Source organism: Halorubrum sp. B52, assembly GCF_059752555.1.
In genome coordinates, this window is the sequence record NZ_MWTG01000010.1 from 63,146 (window position 1) to 79,226 (window position 16,081).

Annotated in this window: 14 protein-coding genes; 3 read left to right on the plus strand and 11 right to left on the minus strand. The window is 69.0% G+C overall.

The window, feature by feature from the left end:
- Positions 1–20: 20 nt before the first annotated feature.
- Complete coding sequence (locus B4V04_RS14940) at positions 21–1,262, minus strand: lysylphosphatidylglycerol synthase transmembrane domain-containing protein (protein ID WP_498232521.1); 1,242 nt, start codon at positions 1,260–1,262, stop codon at positions 21–23.
- Positions 1,263–1,491: 229 nt separating this feature from the next.
- Here B4V04_RS14940 and B4V04_RS14945 point away from each other — a divergent pair, with 229 nt between their 5' ends.
- Both B4V04_RS14945 and B4V04_RS14950 read left to right on the plus strand, forming a co-directional pair.
- Positions 1,492–1,764: a DUF7967 family protein gene (locus tag B4V04_RS14945; RefSeq protein WP_498232522.1), complete on the plus strand. Its 273-nt coding sequence runs from the start codon at positions 1,492–1,494 to the stop codon at positions 1,762–1,764.
- Positions 1,765–1,835: 71 nt separating this feature from the next.
- Positions 1,836–2,396: a rhomboid family intramembrane serine protease gene (locus B4V04_RS14950; RefSeq protein WP_498232523.1), complete on the plus strand. Its 561-nt coding sequence runs from the start codon at positions 1,836–1,838 to the stop codon at positions 2,394–2,396.
- 77 nt (positions 2,397–2,473) lie between these two features.
- Here B4V04_RS14950 and rpsJ read toward each other — a convergent pair whose 3' ends face one another.
- The 6 genes from rpsJ to B4V04_RS14980 form a co-directional block, all read right to left on the minus strand.
- On the minus strand, positions 2,474–2,782 hold the full coding sequence (gene rpsJ, locus B4V04_RS14955; RefSeq protein ID WP_004048854.1) for a 30S ribosomal protein S10: 309 nt from the start codon (positions 2,780–2,782) through the stop codon (positions 2,474–2,476).
- A 3-nt stretch (positions 2,783–2,785) separates the two neighbouring features.
- A complete protein-coding gene (gene tuf / locus B4V04_RS14960; RefSeq protein WP_498232524.1) occupies positions 2,786–4,051 on the minus strand; it encodes a translation elongation factor EF-1 subunit alpha in 1,266 nt (421 codons plus the stop codon).
- 189 nt (positions 4,052–4,240) lie between these two features.
- A complete protein-coding gene (locus B4V04_RS14965; RefSeq protein WP_498232525.1) occupies positions 4,241–5,227 on the minus strand; it encodes a homoserine dehydrogenase in 987 nt (328 codons plus the stop codon).
- Positions 5,224–5,832, minus strand: a complete 609-nt coding sequence (locus B4V04_RS14970) for an amino acid-binding protein (RefSeq protein ID WP_498232526.1) — start codon at positions 5,830–5,832, stop codon at positions 5,224–5,226. Before B4V04_RS14970 ends, B4V04_RS14965 begins: the two co-directional genes overlap by 4 nt.
- A complete protein-coding gene (locus B4V04_RS14975; protein WP_498232527.1) occupies positions 5,829–6,011 on the minus strand; it encodes a hypothetical protein in 183 nt (60 codons plus the stop codon). The genes B4V04_RS14970 and B4V04_RS14975 overlap by 4 nt, the downstream gene beginning before the upstream one ends.
- Positions 6,012–6,191: 180 nt before the next feature.
- Positions 6,192–8,381, minus strand: coding sequence for an elongation factor EF-2 (locus tag B4V04_RS14980; RefSeq protein WP_144799980.1), 2,190 nt, complete (start codon positions 8,379–8,381; stop codon positions 6,192–6,194).
- Positions 8,382–8,624: 243 nt separating this feature from the next.
- Here B4V04_RS14980 and B4V04_RS14985 point away from each other — a divergent pair, with 243 nt between their 5' ends.
- Positions 8,625–9,269 carry a bifunctional 4-hydroxy-2-oxoglutarate aldolase/2-dehydro-3-deoxy-phosphogluconate aldolase gene (locus B4V04_RS14985; RefSeq protein WP_498232528.1) on the plus strand — a complete coding sequence of 215 codons (645 nt, stop codon included), beginning with the start codon at positions 8,625–8,627 and terminating at the stop codon, positions 9,267–9,269.
- A 261-nt stretch (positions 9,270–9,530) separates the two neighbouring features.
- Here B4V04_RS14985 and polC read toward each other — a convergent pair whose 3' ends face one another.
- The 4 genes from polC to B4V04_RS15005 form a co-directional block, all read right to left on the minus strand.
- Positions 9,531–14,639: a DNA polymerase II large subunit gene (gene polC / locus B4V04_RS14990; protein ID WP_498232529.1), complete on the minus strand. Its 5,109-nt coding sequence runs from the start codon at positions 14,637–14,639 to the stop codon at positions 9,531–9,533.
- 16 nt (positions 14,640–14,655) lie between these two features.
- The gene (locus B4V04_RS14995; protein ID WP_498232530.1) at positions 14,656–15,075 is read right to left on the minus strand and encodes a PPC domain-containing DNA-binding protein; all 420 of its coding nucleotides are present in this window, start codon (positions 15,073–15,075) and stop codon (positions 14,656–14,658) included.
- Positions 15,076–15,265: 190 nt separating this feature from the next.
- Positions 15,266–15,643, minus strand: a complete 378-nt coding sequence (locus B4V04_RS15000) for a NifU family protein (RefSeq protein WP_498232531.1) — start codon at positions 15,641–15,643, stop codon at positions 15,266–15,268.
- A 95-nt stretch (positions 15,644–15,738) separates the two neighbouring features.
- Positions 15,739–16,065 carry a DUF5783 family protein gene (locus B4V04_RS15005; RefSeq protein WP_498232532.1) on the minus strand — a complete coding sequence of 109 codons (327 nt, stop codon included), beginning with the start codon at positions 16,063–16,065 and terminating at the stop codon, positions 15,739–15,741.
- Between the last annotated feature and the right edge of the window lie 16 nt (positions 16,066–16,081).

The window sequence follows — 16,081 nt, forward strand, 5'->3', positions numbered from 1 at the left end:
TCCGATGTTTTTAGGCCAACCTAAAAACCTGGCGGTCCGGGACGCGACGACCCGCTCTCATCGGTCGCGTTCGACGCCGCGTCGCCGGTGCTCTCCACGTCGGGGCCGGCGGCGCCTTCCGTCCCGGACTCCCCGACGACGCTCCCCCCGTCGGCCTGCACCGAGGGCGTCGGCTCCCCGTCTCCAGCGGGGCCGGCCGTGGGCGAGAGGCCGAGCGCGAGTGCGGCGAGGCCGCCGCCCGCGAGCGTGACGGCGTTCTTCAGCGCGTGGTCGAGGATCGCCGCCGCGAGCGCGGTCTCGACGGGCAGTCCCGTCGCGCTCACGACGAGTCCGGTGAACGCCGCCTCGTACAGCCCGATCCCGCCCTGCGAGAGCGGGAGCACCTTCGCGAGGTTGCCGACGCTGACCGCGAGCGTCCCGACGACGAGCAGCGTCGTCGCCGGGGCCGTCCCGCCGACCCCGCCCGTGAGCGCGGCGAGCACGAGCACCGCCGTGAGGACGTCCAGCGCCCAGACCGCGAGGCTCCAGAGGAACACCGCGCCGAGGCGCCGGGGATCGGCGGCGACGACGCGGACGGACGCGCCGAACCGGACGGCGGCGTCGACGGCCCCCGCGAGTCGCGACCCCGCCGCCCGGGTGCGGAGCGCGGACCCGAACCGCCGGTCGCTCCGGGCGACCGCGACGGTCGCGACCGAGAGGCCCGCGGCGACGGCGGCGATGCCGGCGGCGGCCGCGAGCGCGGTCGAGGGCGCGACGGCGCCGACGGACTCGCCCGAACCGGGCGACCGGCCGGTCAGGAACAGGAGCGCGAGCGCGACGCCCCCGAGGACGCCGATCGCCACGAGGTCGAACGCGCGCTCGACGGCCAGCGAGGCGACGCCGGTCGGGTACGGCACGTCCCGGCGCTCCTTGAGCAGGTACGCACGGACGCCGTCCCCGGCCCGCGCCGGAACGGCGAGGTTCGCGGTCTGGCTGGCGAACACGGTCGCGGTGAGGAAGCCGGTCCGGCAGCGCCGGCCCATCGCCGCGAGCACGTCGCCGTACCGCCGCCCCCTGAGCGGCCACGAGAGCAGGTAGGCGCCGAGCGCGACGGCGAGGAGCGTCGGATCAGCCGCCGTCACCGCCGCGACGACCGCGTCCGCGTCGAGACCGCGGGCGAGGATCGCCGCGCCGAGTCCGAGGACGAGGAGCGTCCCGAAGGCGGTGAGTCGCCCGCGCGAGAGTCCGGCGCGGAGGCGCGCCTGGAGGCCGCTCCCCGTCACGGACGCGACTCCCCTCGACGGGGCGATCGGGGGCGGCCGGCTATCGCACCGGTCCGCGGGCGTTCGAGGCGCCGTTCGACGGTCATACGTTGATTTAGGCTGCCCTAAAACATATAACGCTGACGGTTCGGCGAACGGGGAGGGGCGCCGTCACGGGGACGGACCGCACCGCTCCCGGCGGGTGCCAACCAGCGAAAGCCGTTTTTGTGCGGAAATCGAAATATCGCACATGACAGACACCGTGCGAATGTGGCTCGTCGAGCGGACGTACTCCGACGACGAGCAGAACATGGTGATCCTCACCTACGCCACGCCCGACGGCGAGCGGTACTTCCGAAAGGAGCGCGCGCTCACCTCCTTCTCCGACGTCCGGGACACCACCGCCGCGGTCGACGCCGCCCCGGCGAACGTCGGGAGCGTCGACGACCCCGCCGACCGCGAGCGATACGCGGCGGAGGCCGAGCGGATGGCGGCGACTCACGCCCCCGACGACGTGATCTGACCGGCGACTCGGCCGGCGCGACCCGGCCGGTGCGACCGCGCTTAAGTCGGTCCACCGCGAACGTGCCCTCGATGCGCGCCACCTTCGAAACGCTCGCGATCGCGGCGATCGTCGGGGCCGTGCAAGGGGCGCTGCGCCTCGTCGGCCTCGCGGGGCTGTTCGCGCTGTCGACCCCGCTGTCGCTGGCGCCCTGGACGGTCGTCACCAGCGTGTACGCGCACGGGTCGATCGGTCACCTGCTGGCGAACGCGCTCGCGCTGCTCCTCGTCGGCCCGCTCGTCGAGCGCCGGACGACGCGACCGCGGTTCCACGCGTTCGTGGTGACGACCGGGGGGCTGGCCGGGATCGCGCAGGTGACGGTCGGCGGGCTGGTCGGCCCCCCGACCGCCGTGTTGGGACTGAGCGGCGCGGTGTTCGCGCTCGGCGGCTACCTGCTCGCGGGCAACGTCGTTACCGCGACGCTGTTCGACCGACTGCGGCTCCCGCCGCGCGCGCAGTTCGCGCTGTTCGGGCTCGCCGCCGTCGCGCTCACCGCGACGACCGCGGCGCCCGGCGTCGCGCTGATCGCTCACGCCGTCGGCGCGTTCTGCGGCCTCCTCTCGGGACGGGTCGGACTGCTCGACGTTCGGTAACGCGAGCGGAGAGGAAACCGCGACGCCGCCGCTGGCGACGGTGGAAAATACGGAGAGAGCGAAATACGCCCTAGCGCTTAGTCTTCGAGAACGATCTCGATGCTGACGTCGTTCGGCACTTGGACGCGCATGAGCTGGCGGAGCGCGCGCTCGTCGGCGTCGATGTCGATCAGACGCTTGTGGACGCGCATCTCCCAGTGCTCCCACGTCGCCGTCCCCTCACCGTCCGGGGACTTTCGCGACGGGATCTCGAGCGTCTTCGTCGGCAGCGGGATCGGGCCCGACAGGGCGACCCCCGTCGAGTCCGCGATCTCGCGGACGTCGTCGCAGATGTCGTCGAGGTCCTCGGGGCTCGTGCCGGCGAGGCGGACGCGTGCCTGCTGCATCGATTATCGCTCGTTGACTTCGAGCACCTTGCCGGCCGCGATGGTCTGACCCATGTCGCGGATGGCGAAGCTGCCGAGTTCCGGGATCTCGCCGGACGGCTCGATGCTGAGCGGTTTCTGGGGGCGCACGGTGACGACCGCGGCGTCGCCGGACTTGATGAAGTCCGGGTTCTCCTCGGCGACCTCGCCGGACGACGGGTCGATCTTCTGGTCGATCGACTCGATCGTACAGGCGACCTGCGCCGTGTGGGCGTGGAAGACGGGCGTGTACCCGGCCGTGATGACCGACGGGTGCTGCATGACGACGACCTGCGCCTTGAACGTCTCGGCGACGCTCGGCGGGTCGTCGGCGGGGCCACAGACGTCGCCGCGACGGATGTCGTCCTTGCCGATGCCGCGGACGTTGAACCCGACGTTGTCACCGGGCTCGGCCTTGGGCACTTCCTCGTGGTGCATCTCGACCGTCTTCACTTCGCCGCCCACGTCGGACGGCTGGAAGGAGACGTTGTCGCCGGTGTTGAGGATCCCGGTCTCGACGCGTCCCACGGGGACGGTCCCGATGCCGGAGATGGTGTAGACGTCCTGGATGGGGAGTCGGAGCGGCGCGTCCGTCGGCGGCTCGGACTCCGGCAGGTCGTTGAGCGACTCCAGCAGGGTGGGGCCGTCGTACCAAGGCGTGTTGTCGGACGCCTCGGCGACGTTGTCGCCCTCGAACGCGGAGATCGGCACGAAGGTCGTGTCGTCGGTCGCGAAGCGGACCTGGTTGAGCAGGTTCTTGACCTCCTCGATGACCTCGTCGTAGGTGGACTCCTGGTAGTCGACCAGGTCCATCTTGTTGACGCCGATGATGAGCTCGTTGATGCCCAGCGTGCGGGCCAGGAACACGTGCTCTCGGGTCTGGGGCGCGACGCCGTCGTCGGCCGCGACGACGAGCACCGCGTTGTCGGCCTGCGAGGCGCCCGTGATCATGTTCTTCACGAAGTCACGGTGGCCCGGGCAGTCGACGATGGTGAAGTAGTAGTTGTCCGTGTCGAACTCCTGGTGGGCGATGTCGATCGTGACGCCGCGCTCGCGCTCCTCGGCGAGGTTGTCCATCACGTAGGCGAACTCGAAGCCGCCCTTGCCCTTCTCTTCGGCTTCCTCGCGGTGCTGCTCGATTACGTGCTCGGGGACGCTCCCCGTCTCGAAGAGGAGGCGACCCACGAGCGTGCTCTTGCCGTGGTCGACGTGGCCGATAATGGCCAGGTTCTGGTGCGGTTTGTCACTCATGGGGTAATCACGCGCTAAGGCGCTCTGTGAGTAAGTTTCGGTTGATTCCACTAAAACGGTTTCGATACGGACCACAGAGTATCGCGCCGCAGTCGGGCGATTCTCGACAACGAGGGGCACGACAGCGCGACACACAGAGCCCCGCGGCGACCCGAGAGATCCGCCGCACCGAGAGCGTCGCCGTGCCGGCTACTCCAGCCGCCCGACGTCGCCGAGCACCGCGCTCGCGGTCTCCGGGCCGCCGGCGCCGCGTCCCGAGATGTTGAGCCGCCCGGCGTGCGAGGTCTCGATCTGGACGATGTTCTGCGTCCCGGAGACCGCGAGCGTCCCGTTCTCGGGGACGAGCCGCGGGGCGACCCGGACCGTCTCGCCGGTCGCCTCGCCGATGAGCCGGACCGTCCGGCCGTCCTCGGCGGCGAGCCGGAGCGCCGAGCCGGGCACGTCGCGGATCCCCGCCACGTCGGCGTCGTCGAGCGTGAACTCCCGGGCGTCGGCCGGGTCGTCGGCCGCGCCGAACGAGAGCACGTTCGCGAGGATGACGCACTTCAGCGCCGCGTCGGTCCCCTCGACGTCGAAGGAGGGGTCGGCCTCGGCGACGCCGAGGTCCTGCGCCTCCGCGAGCACGTGCTCGTAGTCGAGCCCCTCGGCGGCCATCCGCGTGAGGATGAAGTTCGCCGTGCCGTTGAGCACGCCGCGCACCGCCGTGACGTGCCCCGGCTCGATGTCCTCGACGGTCGAGACCGCCGGAATGGCGCCTCCGACGGTGGCCTCGAACCGGATCTCGCCGGCGCTGTCGTCGACGGCCCGCCGGAGGTCGCCGAACCGCTCCGCGACCGGCCCCTTGTTCGCGAGCACGGCGTGGCGGTCGCGCTCCAGCGCGCGAGTCACGTGCGAGAAGCCGGGCTCCGCGTCGCCCAGCGTCGTCGGCGTCGCCTCGACGAGGACGTCGTAGTCGGCCGCCAGCGCGTCCGCGGGGTCGTCGTCGCCGACGATCCCGCGCTCGGCCTTCCGGGCCACAACCGCGTCGGGGTCGACGCCGTCGTTCCGACCGCCCACCCCGTCAGCGACGGCCGCCGTCGAGGAGTCCGCGACCGCGACGACCTCGTGGCCGTACTCGCCCGCGAGCTCGACGACGGAGCGGCCGACGGCGCCCGCACCGATGACGGCGAGTCTCACGCCTCCACCCCCGTGAGCGGCTCGACGAGGCGCAGCTCCTTCTCCTCGGCCAGCTCCCGGACCGCCGCGAGCGCGGCCTCGGTCTCGCCGGCGCGGGCCTCCAGGCGGAGCCGGGCGCTCGACACGTCCTCGGTGCCCTGCGGCGCCGCCAGCGACACGTCGGCGACCGACGCCGACGCGCAGGCCTCGATCCGCGAGAGCGTGTCGGAGAGGTCGGTGTCGATGAGGTGGCCGAATAAGAGCAGCGTCACCTCCTCGGCGTACCGCTCCGTCCCGGCCTGCATCACGTTCACGCCCTCGGTCCGGAGCGCCTCGACGATCCCCTCGAAGCGCTCCTGGGTCGCCTCGAAGTCGACCTCGACCGGGATCCGCCCGCGGGGCGTCTTGTTCCCCCGCTCGTGGTAGATAGAGAGGAGGTTCCCGCCGTTGTCGGCGATCGGCCGGAGCGCGGCGAGCAGCTGCCCCGGCTCGTCGACGAGCTCGAGCCGCACCGTGTGCGTCGAGGGCGTCGTCGAGGCGTGGCCGCCGTCCGGGGTGGCGTCGTCGTCGTCGGGGCTGGCGTCGTCGTCGGACCGGCCGTCGACGCCGTCGTGGGCGTCGCTCACGCCGCCACCTCCGCGGGACGCGCGGGATCGACAGAGGCCGGGTCGACACCGACGGCCGCCGTCGGCGAGGTCGCGGTCGGCGCCGCGGTCGCCGTCCGGCACGGTCCTGTCGGCGGCGCGGAGCGGTCGCTTGCTGGCTCCGTCGCGATGCGCCGAGCGGGAGTCGTGCCCGTCTGCATACCCGAAAGGAGTCGGGGGATCCGGTATAAGCCTTCGGCGATGGCAGGCGTTGCCTCGCTCCCGTCCGTGTGAACTCACGGCACGGGTGACGGGAAGGGGACCGACGGAGCCGGAATCGGACGCGTGGAAGGAGAGACGCTAAACCGCAGAAAGCCGCGACCGCGGACCGCGTCGTCGACTCAGAAGTAGTCGATCGACTGCGGCAGTTCGAGCTTCATCCCCTTGCGCTCGCGGATCTCCATGATCTTCTCGCGCTGGAGGTTGTCGACGAGGACGCGGAAGCCCGCGTTCTCCGTGTTCCACGAGGCGCGGCCCTCGGTGGCCGAGCGGATGTCGGAGGAGAAGCCGATCATCTCCTCGACGGGCGCGATGCCTTCGACGACCATCAGGTCGCCCTCCTGGTACATGTCGTCGACGCGGCCGCGGCGACCCTGGATCTCGCCGGACGCCGCGCCCATGTGCTCCGAGGGGACGTCGATCCGGACGTCCTGAATCGGCTCGAGCAGGCGGACCTCGCCGTCGATCAGCGCGCGGTGGACCGCGTCGCGGACGGCGGGGATGACCTGCGCGGGCCCGCGGTGGATGGTGTCCTCGTGGAGCTTCGCGTCGTGCAGGCGGAACAGCGACCCCTGGACCGGCTCGGCGGCGAGCGGCCCGTCGTCGAGCGCCTCCTGGAGCCCTTCGAGGACGAGCTCCATCGTCTCGTTGAGGTGCTGAATCCCCTTCGTGTCGTCGATGAGGATGTTGGTCCGGTGGATGTCCTCGACGTTCTGGGAGGTGTCCTTGTCCATGCCGGCCTCCTGGAGCGCCTCGCGGCGCTCCAGTTCGGGCATGTCCATCGAGACCTCGCCGAGCTGGATGGCGTCGACGATGTCCTGGGACATCGGCTGGACGGTGATGTAGAACTTGTTGTGGCGGTTCGGCGAGACGCCCTCGACCTCGCGGGACGCCTCCTGGGGCTGTTCGCGGAAGACGACGATCGGCTCGCCGGTGATGACCGGGATCCCCTGGTTGTCGCGGATCCGCTGGGTGATCACTTCGAGGTGGAGCTCGCCCTGCCCGCTGATGAGGTGCTCGCCCGTGTCCTCGTTGATCTCGATCTGGATCGTCGGGTCCTCCTTCGCGACCTGCTGGAGCGTCTCGATGAGCTTCGGCAGGTCGTCCATGTTCTGGGCCTCGACGGACTTCGTGATGACCGGCTCGGAGATGTGCTCGATCGACTCGAACGGCGTCATCTCCACGGAGGAGACGGTGGAGCCGGCGATGGCGTCACGGAGGCCGGTGACCGAGGCGATGTTACCGGCCGGGACGTGCTCCACCTCCTCGCGCTCCGACCCCATGAAGAGGCCGACGCTCTGGATGCGGTTCTTGCCCGCGGTGCCGGAGACGTACAGCTCCTGGCCCTTCTCCAGCGTGCCGGAGAAGACGCGGCCCGTCGCGATCTCGCCCGCGTGCGGGTCCATCGAGATGTCGGTGACCATGAAGACGACCTCGCCGTCCTCGTCGACCAGTCGCATCGTGTCGGCCAGGTCGGACTCGGGGTCGCCGCGCCAGATGCGCGGGACGCGGCGGGGCTGGGCGTCGACCGGGTTCGGGAAGTGCTCGCAGACCATGTCGAGCACGACGTCCGACAGCGGCGTCCGCTCGTGGAGCTCGTCGCGCTTGTCGTTCTGTTCGAGGTCCATGATGTCGCCGAAGTCCATGCCGGTCCGCTGCATCGACGGCATGGAGACGCCCCACTTGTACAGCGCGGAGCCGAACCCGACCGTGCCGTCCTCGACGGAGACAGTCCAGTCCTCGGGGATGTCGTCCATGTTCTCGGCCATCCCGCGGATGAGCTCGTTGACGTCGGCGATGACGGACATCAGCCGCTCCTGCATCTCCTGGGGGCCCTCCTGCAGCTCGGAGATGAGGCGGTCGACCTTGTTGATGAACAGCGCCGGCTTCACGCCCTCGCGGAGCGCCTGCCGGAGCACCGTCTCGGTCTGAGGCATCGCGCCCTCGACGGCGTCGACGACCACCAGCGCGCCGTCGACCGCGCGCATCGCGCGGGTGACGTCGCCCCCGAAGTCCACGTGACCCGGGGTGTCGATGAGGTTGACGAGGTGGTTGGTGTCCTCGTACTCGTGGGTCATCGAGACGTTCGCCGCGTCGATGGTGATGCCACGCTCCTGTTCGTCCTCCTTCGTGTCCATCGCGAGCTGCTCGCCCGCGGTGTCCTGGGAGATCATGCCGGCACCGGCCAGCAGGTTGTCGGAGAGCGTCGTCTTCCCGTGGTCGACGTGGGCGGCGATGGCGATGTTCCGGATGTTCTCCGGAGTGTCCATCAGCCGCTCGCACTCTTGAACGATCTTCTTGCGTCGGCCCATTATACCGCTTGTTACCGATAGCAGGGTCAAAAGGGTAGTGTTTCTCCGCGGCCGTTTCCCCGGGGATCGACCCCGATCGCCGGTGATTTCGTGTCGATCGGTCGCACGATCGGGGAGTCATGAGCGGGGATGTCACGGTCGGCTCTGACACGGACGGTGAGAGATCACGGGCGAATCTGACACGGACGAGCGCCCTCCGCGTGCATCCGGGTCTATTTAAGCGATCGTCGGAAACGGAGGCGTATGAACGAGACGCTCTCACGGCTCGCCGACACCGGCGTCGTCGCGGTGCTGCGCGGGGTCGAGGCCGACCAGCTCATCGAGATCACGGAGGCGCTCCGCGAGGGCGGGGTCACCGCCGTCGAGATCACCGCGGACACACCCGACGTCGCCGGGAAGCTCGGAGAGGTGACGGGGTCGTTCGGCGACGAGGTCGTCGTCGGCACCGGCACCGTCCTCGACAGCGAGACCGCCCGGACGACCCTGATGGCCGGCGCGGAGTTCGTCGTCTCGCCGAGCCTCCACGAGGACGTGATCGAGACGTGCAACCGCTACGGCGCCGTCACCGCGCCCGGCGTGATGACTCCGACGGAGGCGATCCGCGGCTACGAGGCCGGCGCCGACTTCGTGAAGGTGTTCCCCGCGAAGACCGTCGGCCCGGCTCACCTCGGGGCGATGAAGGGTCCGCTCGGTCAGATCCCGATGATGCCGACCGGCGGCGTCGGTCCCGACAACGCCGGCGACTACGTCGAGGCCGGCGCGTTCGCGGTCGGCGCCGGCGGCGCCCTCGTCGACTACGACGCCGCCGACCGCGGTGACTACGAGGCGATCACCGAGACCGCCCGCGAGTTCACGCGGGTCGTCGAGGAGGCGCGGACCGACGGCTGAGGGAACGACCGGTGCCGTGACGGTCCCGGTATAATCCCATGCCATACCATGCCACATAAACAAGCGTGCGAGTGCGCAAGCCTGAGGTGACTTCCAGCCCGCTCTGTGAGAGGCACACCCGTCTGGAAGTCATCCCGAGACCCCTGTCGGAACCTATCCCCCGGTCCGCCGCCGGGAATCCCCCTTCCCGGCGGGACCGGTCGCCCCGTCGCCCCGTCGCGTCCCGCGCCGCGACGGCACGCGTGCCGCGGCCGTGACGCCTCACATGAAGTCGGCGATGCCGGACTGCTTGTTGGTGTCGTCCTCGAAGATCGATTCGAGCGACTCCTCTAACACCTTCAGCCGCTGTTTCGTGTAGGGCCGACAGCCGAACCGGTCGGCGACCTCGATCGCCGTGTCGACGTACTTGTTCACCGACCCCTGGTGGACGGTGAGGTTCACCCGCCCGCCGCACTCGCGGCAGTCCCCCGAGAGCGGCATCCGGCGGTACTTCTCGCCGCAGTCGAGACACCGCGTCTCCTGCCGCGAGAACGCCCGGAGGTTCCCGATGATGTCCGGCAGGAAGTGGTACTCGATGACGCGCTCGGCCACGTCCGTCTCGTCGACCGCGCGGATCTTCCGGGCCAGCTCCAGCTGCGCGTCCATCTTCTCCATCATGTCGCCGAGCGTCTTGTACGCCGAGAGGTCCGGCCCCATCGCGATGTCGGTCGTGTCGTGGGTGTGGTCGAACCCGTGGTACTCCCCGTCGGTCCCGAGCGTGTCCTCGCCGAGCTGGATGCGGTCCTCCAGCTCCTCCGGGTCCGTCAGATCCAGCGTCGCCTCGTAGAACTCGCGCGGGTACTCGCGCACGATGTCCATGTTGTGCGCCTCGTCGTCGATCTCCGAGGGGTCGATCCGCGAGGACATCACGAGGGGCGCGTCCATGCGCCCGCCGCGTTGGTCGGGGAGAAATTCTTTCGAGAAGTTGAGGAGTCCGTCCATGAGGAGCATCACGCAATCCTCGTCGCCGTCGCACTGATCGACCGACAGATCGTTCGCTATCAGCGAGTGAGTGTCCTCAACGGTGAGACAGTAGACGTGGTCGGTATCGCTCTCGACGATCTCGACGTCGTCGACACTCTCTACGAGATAATCGCCGACTCCCCCGTCCGAAACCGCGGAGGCGTACGGGTCGATCGACGAGACGTTCGTCTCCAACTGATCGGACTTTCGAGAGAGGTGGAATCCGGCGGTCTCGGAGAAACGCACCGCGTCGTCCGAAGAGACAGAGATGACGTACGCCTGTGCGGTCAGGCTCGCGTCGTTTTCGTCGTAAAACTCGGGGAACTTGTCGTGAAGTCGAACGCGTTCCGGTCGAGCGACGGTCGCGTGAACGCCAAGTCGCCTGAGAAGTGCAAGCAGGTCTTCCCGGAGTTCCTCGCTTACCGTCGTCGCCGTGATACGGAGCGATTCCGCATCGATAGTGCCGTCACCGCTGAAGTATCCGCTCAGATACGCGCCGACACTCTCATCAGGCGCATCGAATATGGGAGCGGGAACGCGTTTCGTGTCCGCGTGAACCCCGGCATCGAGAACCGAATCGAAGAAAACGCGGAGCAGACGGCCGGACACGGTCACCTTCGCGTGGTTCTCCTCGTAGGGGTCAACCCCGAACTCGTCGCGCAGAACGTCGAGGAAGAACTCCCGCGCCTCCGATTCGGTCCCACATATCGTCGTCTGGTGGATCGTCCCCTTTGGGGTGTCCTGTTCGCGAGCGAACCCCTCCGCGGCGTAGTAGCCGAGCAACGTCGCGACGCGGTCGTTGAGCTCGACGAATCGATCGATTTCGGTTCGGTCCCGTTTCATCCCGAGCGTCACGTCGTCGGGGACGAACGCGAGGAGATCATCGAGCGAGGAGAAGCATCGCTCGATATACGACACGGGGAAGCTTTCCCGGTACAGGTAGTTGCTCAGCGTCTTTTTGTTGGTCCCGAACACCTCGGTCATGCTCTGGAGCGGATAGAATCTCCCGTCCCAGTCGTCTGCGAACGTCTCCTCGAACAGCTCGTACAGCCGGTCTTTTTCCAACCCCTTGATCATCAGGCGGTCGGTCGGAACCTCCTCTGATTGAATCAATTCGGCTAGTAGATCGAATCGCTGTGACTTCTGATCGGCTTCGTCGCGCTCGATCGAATCAGGGACGACCAGTTCGTCGGTGGTGTCGACGTCTCCGGCGTCTTTGCTGACGATCTCGTCATGCCCCGAGTCGTAGACGTGAACGCCGTGATCCGGCGTAACCGTTATGCACCGCCCGGATTCCGTGCGGACCTCTATCATGTGATCGGGAGCGGGATGTTTGCTAACCGCTTCGATCGGTCTGAACACCCGTTCTCCGCCAGCAGTCAACGCCGGTACCCGGAGGTCTCCGTCGACGCCTTCCAGTTCGCCTATCGCCGTCCCGAAGTCGTCGAACTCGACCTCGGACTGATCGAGGTACGTCTCGACGAAGTCCTCGATCCCGTCGTGTCGGAGGCTACCCGTCTCGTCCTCGAACCATATCTTCGTCTCCGGATGGAAGCAGTTCCGACGCTTGGCGGCGTGAAAGTACGGATGAGCGTACCCTACCGCGGCCGACGTAAATCCTACCACTCTACCGACAGTTGCCGCGCTCGTGTGGGGCGCCATCCCGAAGACGAGCTCGCCGACGAGGTCGTCGCGCTCGTTCACCTCGTAGAAGCGGGGGAGCCCGTAGAACTGCTCGAGGAGGTCGTCGACGAAGTCGGCGGTTCGCAGCATGTGCTCGGCGGCGCCGTCCGAGAGGACGATGTCCTGCACCCGGAGCTCCACGAGCTGGTCGTCGTGGCGCAGCGGCTCGCCGTCGATGTCGGTCTCGTAGCCGATCTCGCGGAGGTGGTCGGCAGTGACGTCGAGCTCCTCGGGCCGGACCGACGTGACCGGGAGGTCCGTCATGTCGTACCGGACGGTGCCGTCCTTGAACGACGTGACGCCGTTCTTCGCGCGGAGGATGCCTTTCTCCATCGGCTCGGGCGTCTTGTTCCGCGAGGTGAGCCCCTGGACCCCCTTCAGGATCTCGAAGGACGCCTCGCGCTCGCCGACGTTCGCCAGCGCGGAGCGGTACGCGTCGTTGAGGTCGACCTCCTGGTACGTCGCCGCCCGCACCTCCCACTCGCAGCGCGGGCACTCGACGCGGCCGGCCTCGTCGGGCTCGCAGACGGTGCCGCAGTCGTTACACTCGTAGTGGGGCTCGGTGTGGACCTCGCAGTCGGGGCACCTGGCTGTGTAGGTGTGCTCGTCGCACTCGGGACAGAGCCGGTCCGAGACCTGGAGCTCCAGCCGACCGCGGTGGCCCGAGTCGTCCATCACGCTCGCGGCCTCGGCGACGTCGCGCTGGGGGCCGCCGGCCTCGTTGATCGGGAACAGGGTGTGGACCGCCGGGGAGAGGTCGCGGCTCTCCGACTTCTCGGGCCGGCCCATTCGGTTGCCGATCCGGGTCGGCGCGCGCTCGCGGACCTCGAACGGCGCGACCTCGTTGACGGCCTTCACGGCGTTCTCGCCGCCGTCCCACTCGCGGGCCGCCGCCGAGAGGTCGCCCTCGTCCCACGTCTTCCGGAGGCCGTCATCGACCCCGAGCGACCGCGCGAGCGGGCGCCACGTGGGGATCCGGAGCGCGTCGGGCGTGGCGGTGTGCTCGACCAGCAGCGCCTCCAAGGCCGTTTGCGTCGTCTCGGTGCGCTCGATCGCGAGGACGCCCTCGACCACGTCGCCGGCGGCGACCGCGCCGGCGAGGGCCTCGAACGCCCCGACCGACACGTCGTGCCAGAGGTAGGTGTACTCGGGGTGGAGCGGGCACTCGTACTCGCGCGCCCACGCGAGCGCCTCGTCGACGTCGGGGCGTTCGAGGTCGACGTGGGGGTCGTCCCGCATCGCCTGCACGTCGGCGCCGGCGTCGGCGAACTCCTTCACCCACCACTCGTACACGTAGGAGGCGGGCGCGAGCGGGTGGTTGTTCTCGACGAACTCGCCGTAGTTGACGAGGTACTCGCCTAAGTCGAGCACCTTCTCCACGCCGTTGCGCACCGCCTTCGCCTCCTCCGGATCGTCGATGCGCCGGACCTCGCCGTTGGCGAGCCGGACCGTCGGCCCCTCGATGGAGTCGACGGGGACGACCCCGTGGGCCTTCCCCGGCCGCTCCGTCTTGATCTGCGTGCCGGCCGCGAGGAAGTCGTCGACGAGGTGCATCGTCGCCGGGTGGACGCCGCCGGTCGCGAACCCGTGGTTGCGCGCGCGACCGTACCGGAGCCGGAACCCGCCCGCCTCGCTCGGGTGGGTGAACACGGGCCGGCCCGCGATCAGGTCGCGGAGGAACTTCTGGGAGGGCTTCGCGCGGGGCGGGCCGTCGGGCTCGTCCGCCCCGGACTCGGACTCGCTCTCGTCGACCTCGGCCTCGCTCGCGTCGCTCCCCGAGCCGTCCGCCGAGTCCGGCGACTCGCCGTCCGACCCCGCCGCGTCGCTCTCGCCGGAGCCGTCCTTCCCGATCGTCCCGTCGATCAGGTCCTGGAGCCACGGCCAGTCGACCTCGTCGAGATCGCGGGTGTACCGCTGTATCTTCGGCGCCTTCAGCGCGATCCCCTCGGCGGCGACGAGGCACATCCCGCCGCGCGCGGAGTTGGTGTCGACGCGTTCGAGGTCGCGGAACCCGGAGACCTCCTCGTCGCTCGTCGCCTCCCCGTCGAGCATGATGGGGATGTGCTCCGCGATGAACTTCGACTCCTTGTCCTTCGGCGTGTACTGGAGTCCGGTCTCCTTGTCGTAGAGGGCGATCTCCTCGGCGTAGCGCTCGACCTCCACGTCGCGCGGCTTGTACTCGTCGATGCCCAGCAGCGACCGGGCGTAGTCGGCGACGAGGACGGAGAGCGCCTGCGCGGTCCCCCCCGCCGACCGGATCGGACCCGCGTAGTAGACGTTGACGAACTCGGTGCCGTCGTCGTTCTCCAGCAGTTCGACGCGGTCGATCCCTTCGATCGGCGCGGCGACGACGCCCTCAGTGAGCAGGGCGACCGCGGTCCGGACCGCGCCCTCGACCTTCCCGGCGCGGGAGTCGTAGTCGCCGACGGTCCCCTCGACGAAGTCGGTGACGAGCTCTAAGGCCGCCTCCTCGCGGGACATCTCCCCCTCCAGCTCGCGGACGCGCTCCGCGACGCCGTCGATGCCGAGGATGTTCTCGACCCGGTCGGCCATGTCGCGGGCGACGGGGATCTCGACCTCCGGCTCCGGGTCGTACCCCTGCCCCTTCGCCGTCTCCGCGAGCTCCAACGCCTCGTCGAGCCGGTCTTCGATCCGGGCGAAGTAGCGCTCGTCGTCCGGCCTCATCGCCGCGAGAGCCGCCTCACAGCCATAAGTCGAGGTCGGTCGTCGGGTCGTGCGACCGCTCCAGCGGCTCGTCGAACGCGCGCAGGTGACACTCGCCCGCCCAGACGGTCCCGGAGTCGAGGTGGCCGGCGAGCGCCTGTCCGCTCGGCCGCGACAGCACGGCGTGGGTGTGCGCGAACACCTCGCCGTCGAGCAGCGAGACGTTGCCGACGCAGGCGGCGACCTCCAGCGGCTCGTCGAAGGTCACCGACTGGTACTCGGTGTCCTCCTGGTCGTAGAACCAGACGTCCGCGTCCTGCACGGCGCCGAGCGCCGTGAACCAGCCCGCCTCAACGTCCTCCGCGCGGGCGAGGTCCTCGATCTCCTCGCGCCAGTCGGTGCCGGTCTCGAATCGAGCCACGTACTCCGCCGTCGTCTCGACTTCCCGGTGGTGCATAGGAACCGTCCACGGTGGCCGGGGGCAAAAAGGCTTCAGTCGCGGTGAGCGCGACCGGCCTTTGACAGAATTAATATAGCGGCATCTAGTTTACGCACGGACGACGGCGCCACGGCGGAAGATCGAGAGACGCGCCGCTACGGCGTCGAAATCGGGATAAAACGGAGAATCGAGAGCTACCGGGGGCGGTTCAGAACGGGGCCTGCGGGCCTTCGTCGTCGCCGTCGTCGTCGGTCGTCTCGCCGGGGAACGACGGCGACATGCCGCCGCTGCTGGTCCCACCGAGGTCGCCGTCGGCGCCGGAGTCCATGCCGGTGTCGGCGTGGACCGTCTCGATCTCCGGGATCTCCTTGACCATCCGGGACTTGATCGCCTGGATCGTCATCGGCGAGATCCCGCAGCCGGAGCAGGCGCCGCCGAGTTGGATCGTGACCTCGCCGTTCTCGCGGTCGAGGTGGCTGATCGCGGCGCTCCCGCCGTGCATCTGGATCTGCGGGAAGTTGCGCCGCAGGAAGTTCGTGATCCGCTCGCGGAGCTCGTTTTCCCCGTCGGCAGTGTCCGTGCTCATGCCAGCGAATTGGCGGTCGGCGGGCTTATGCCTTTGGTTCGACCGGACTCGAACCGCGAGAACCGACGTTTCGGGCGACGAGCCGGTGGCGATCGCTACTCCGGCCGGTCGACCTGAAACGTCCGGTGGAGCTCGGTCTCGATCCGCTCGACGTACTCCTCGAGCGTCTCCTCGAACGTCTCATCATCGACGAGGACGCCCTCCAGCCGGTCGCGCGGGTTCTCGGGGAGCTCGACGTAGAACTCGCCGTCCTCGTAGAACGGCTCGGACTCGTTGAGGATCGTCTGGTCGATCCCGTGGATCAGCTGGGAGTCGTGGCGCTCGTTCATGTGGTTGAACGCGTTCTTGTACGCGCGCTGGAGCTCCTGGAAGTAGTGGACGTACTTGTCCTCGAACTTCTCGGGGTCGAACTCGTCGGCCATGTTCTGAGCGAGGATT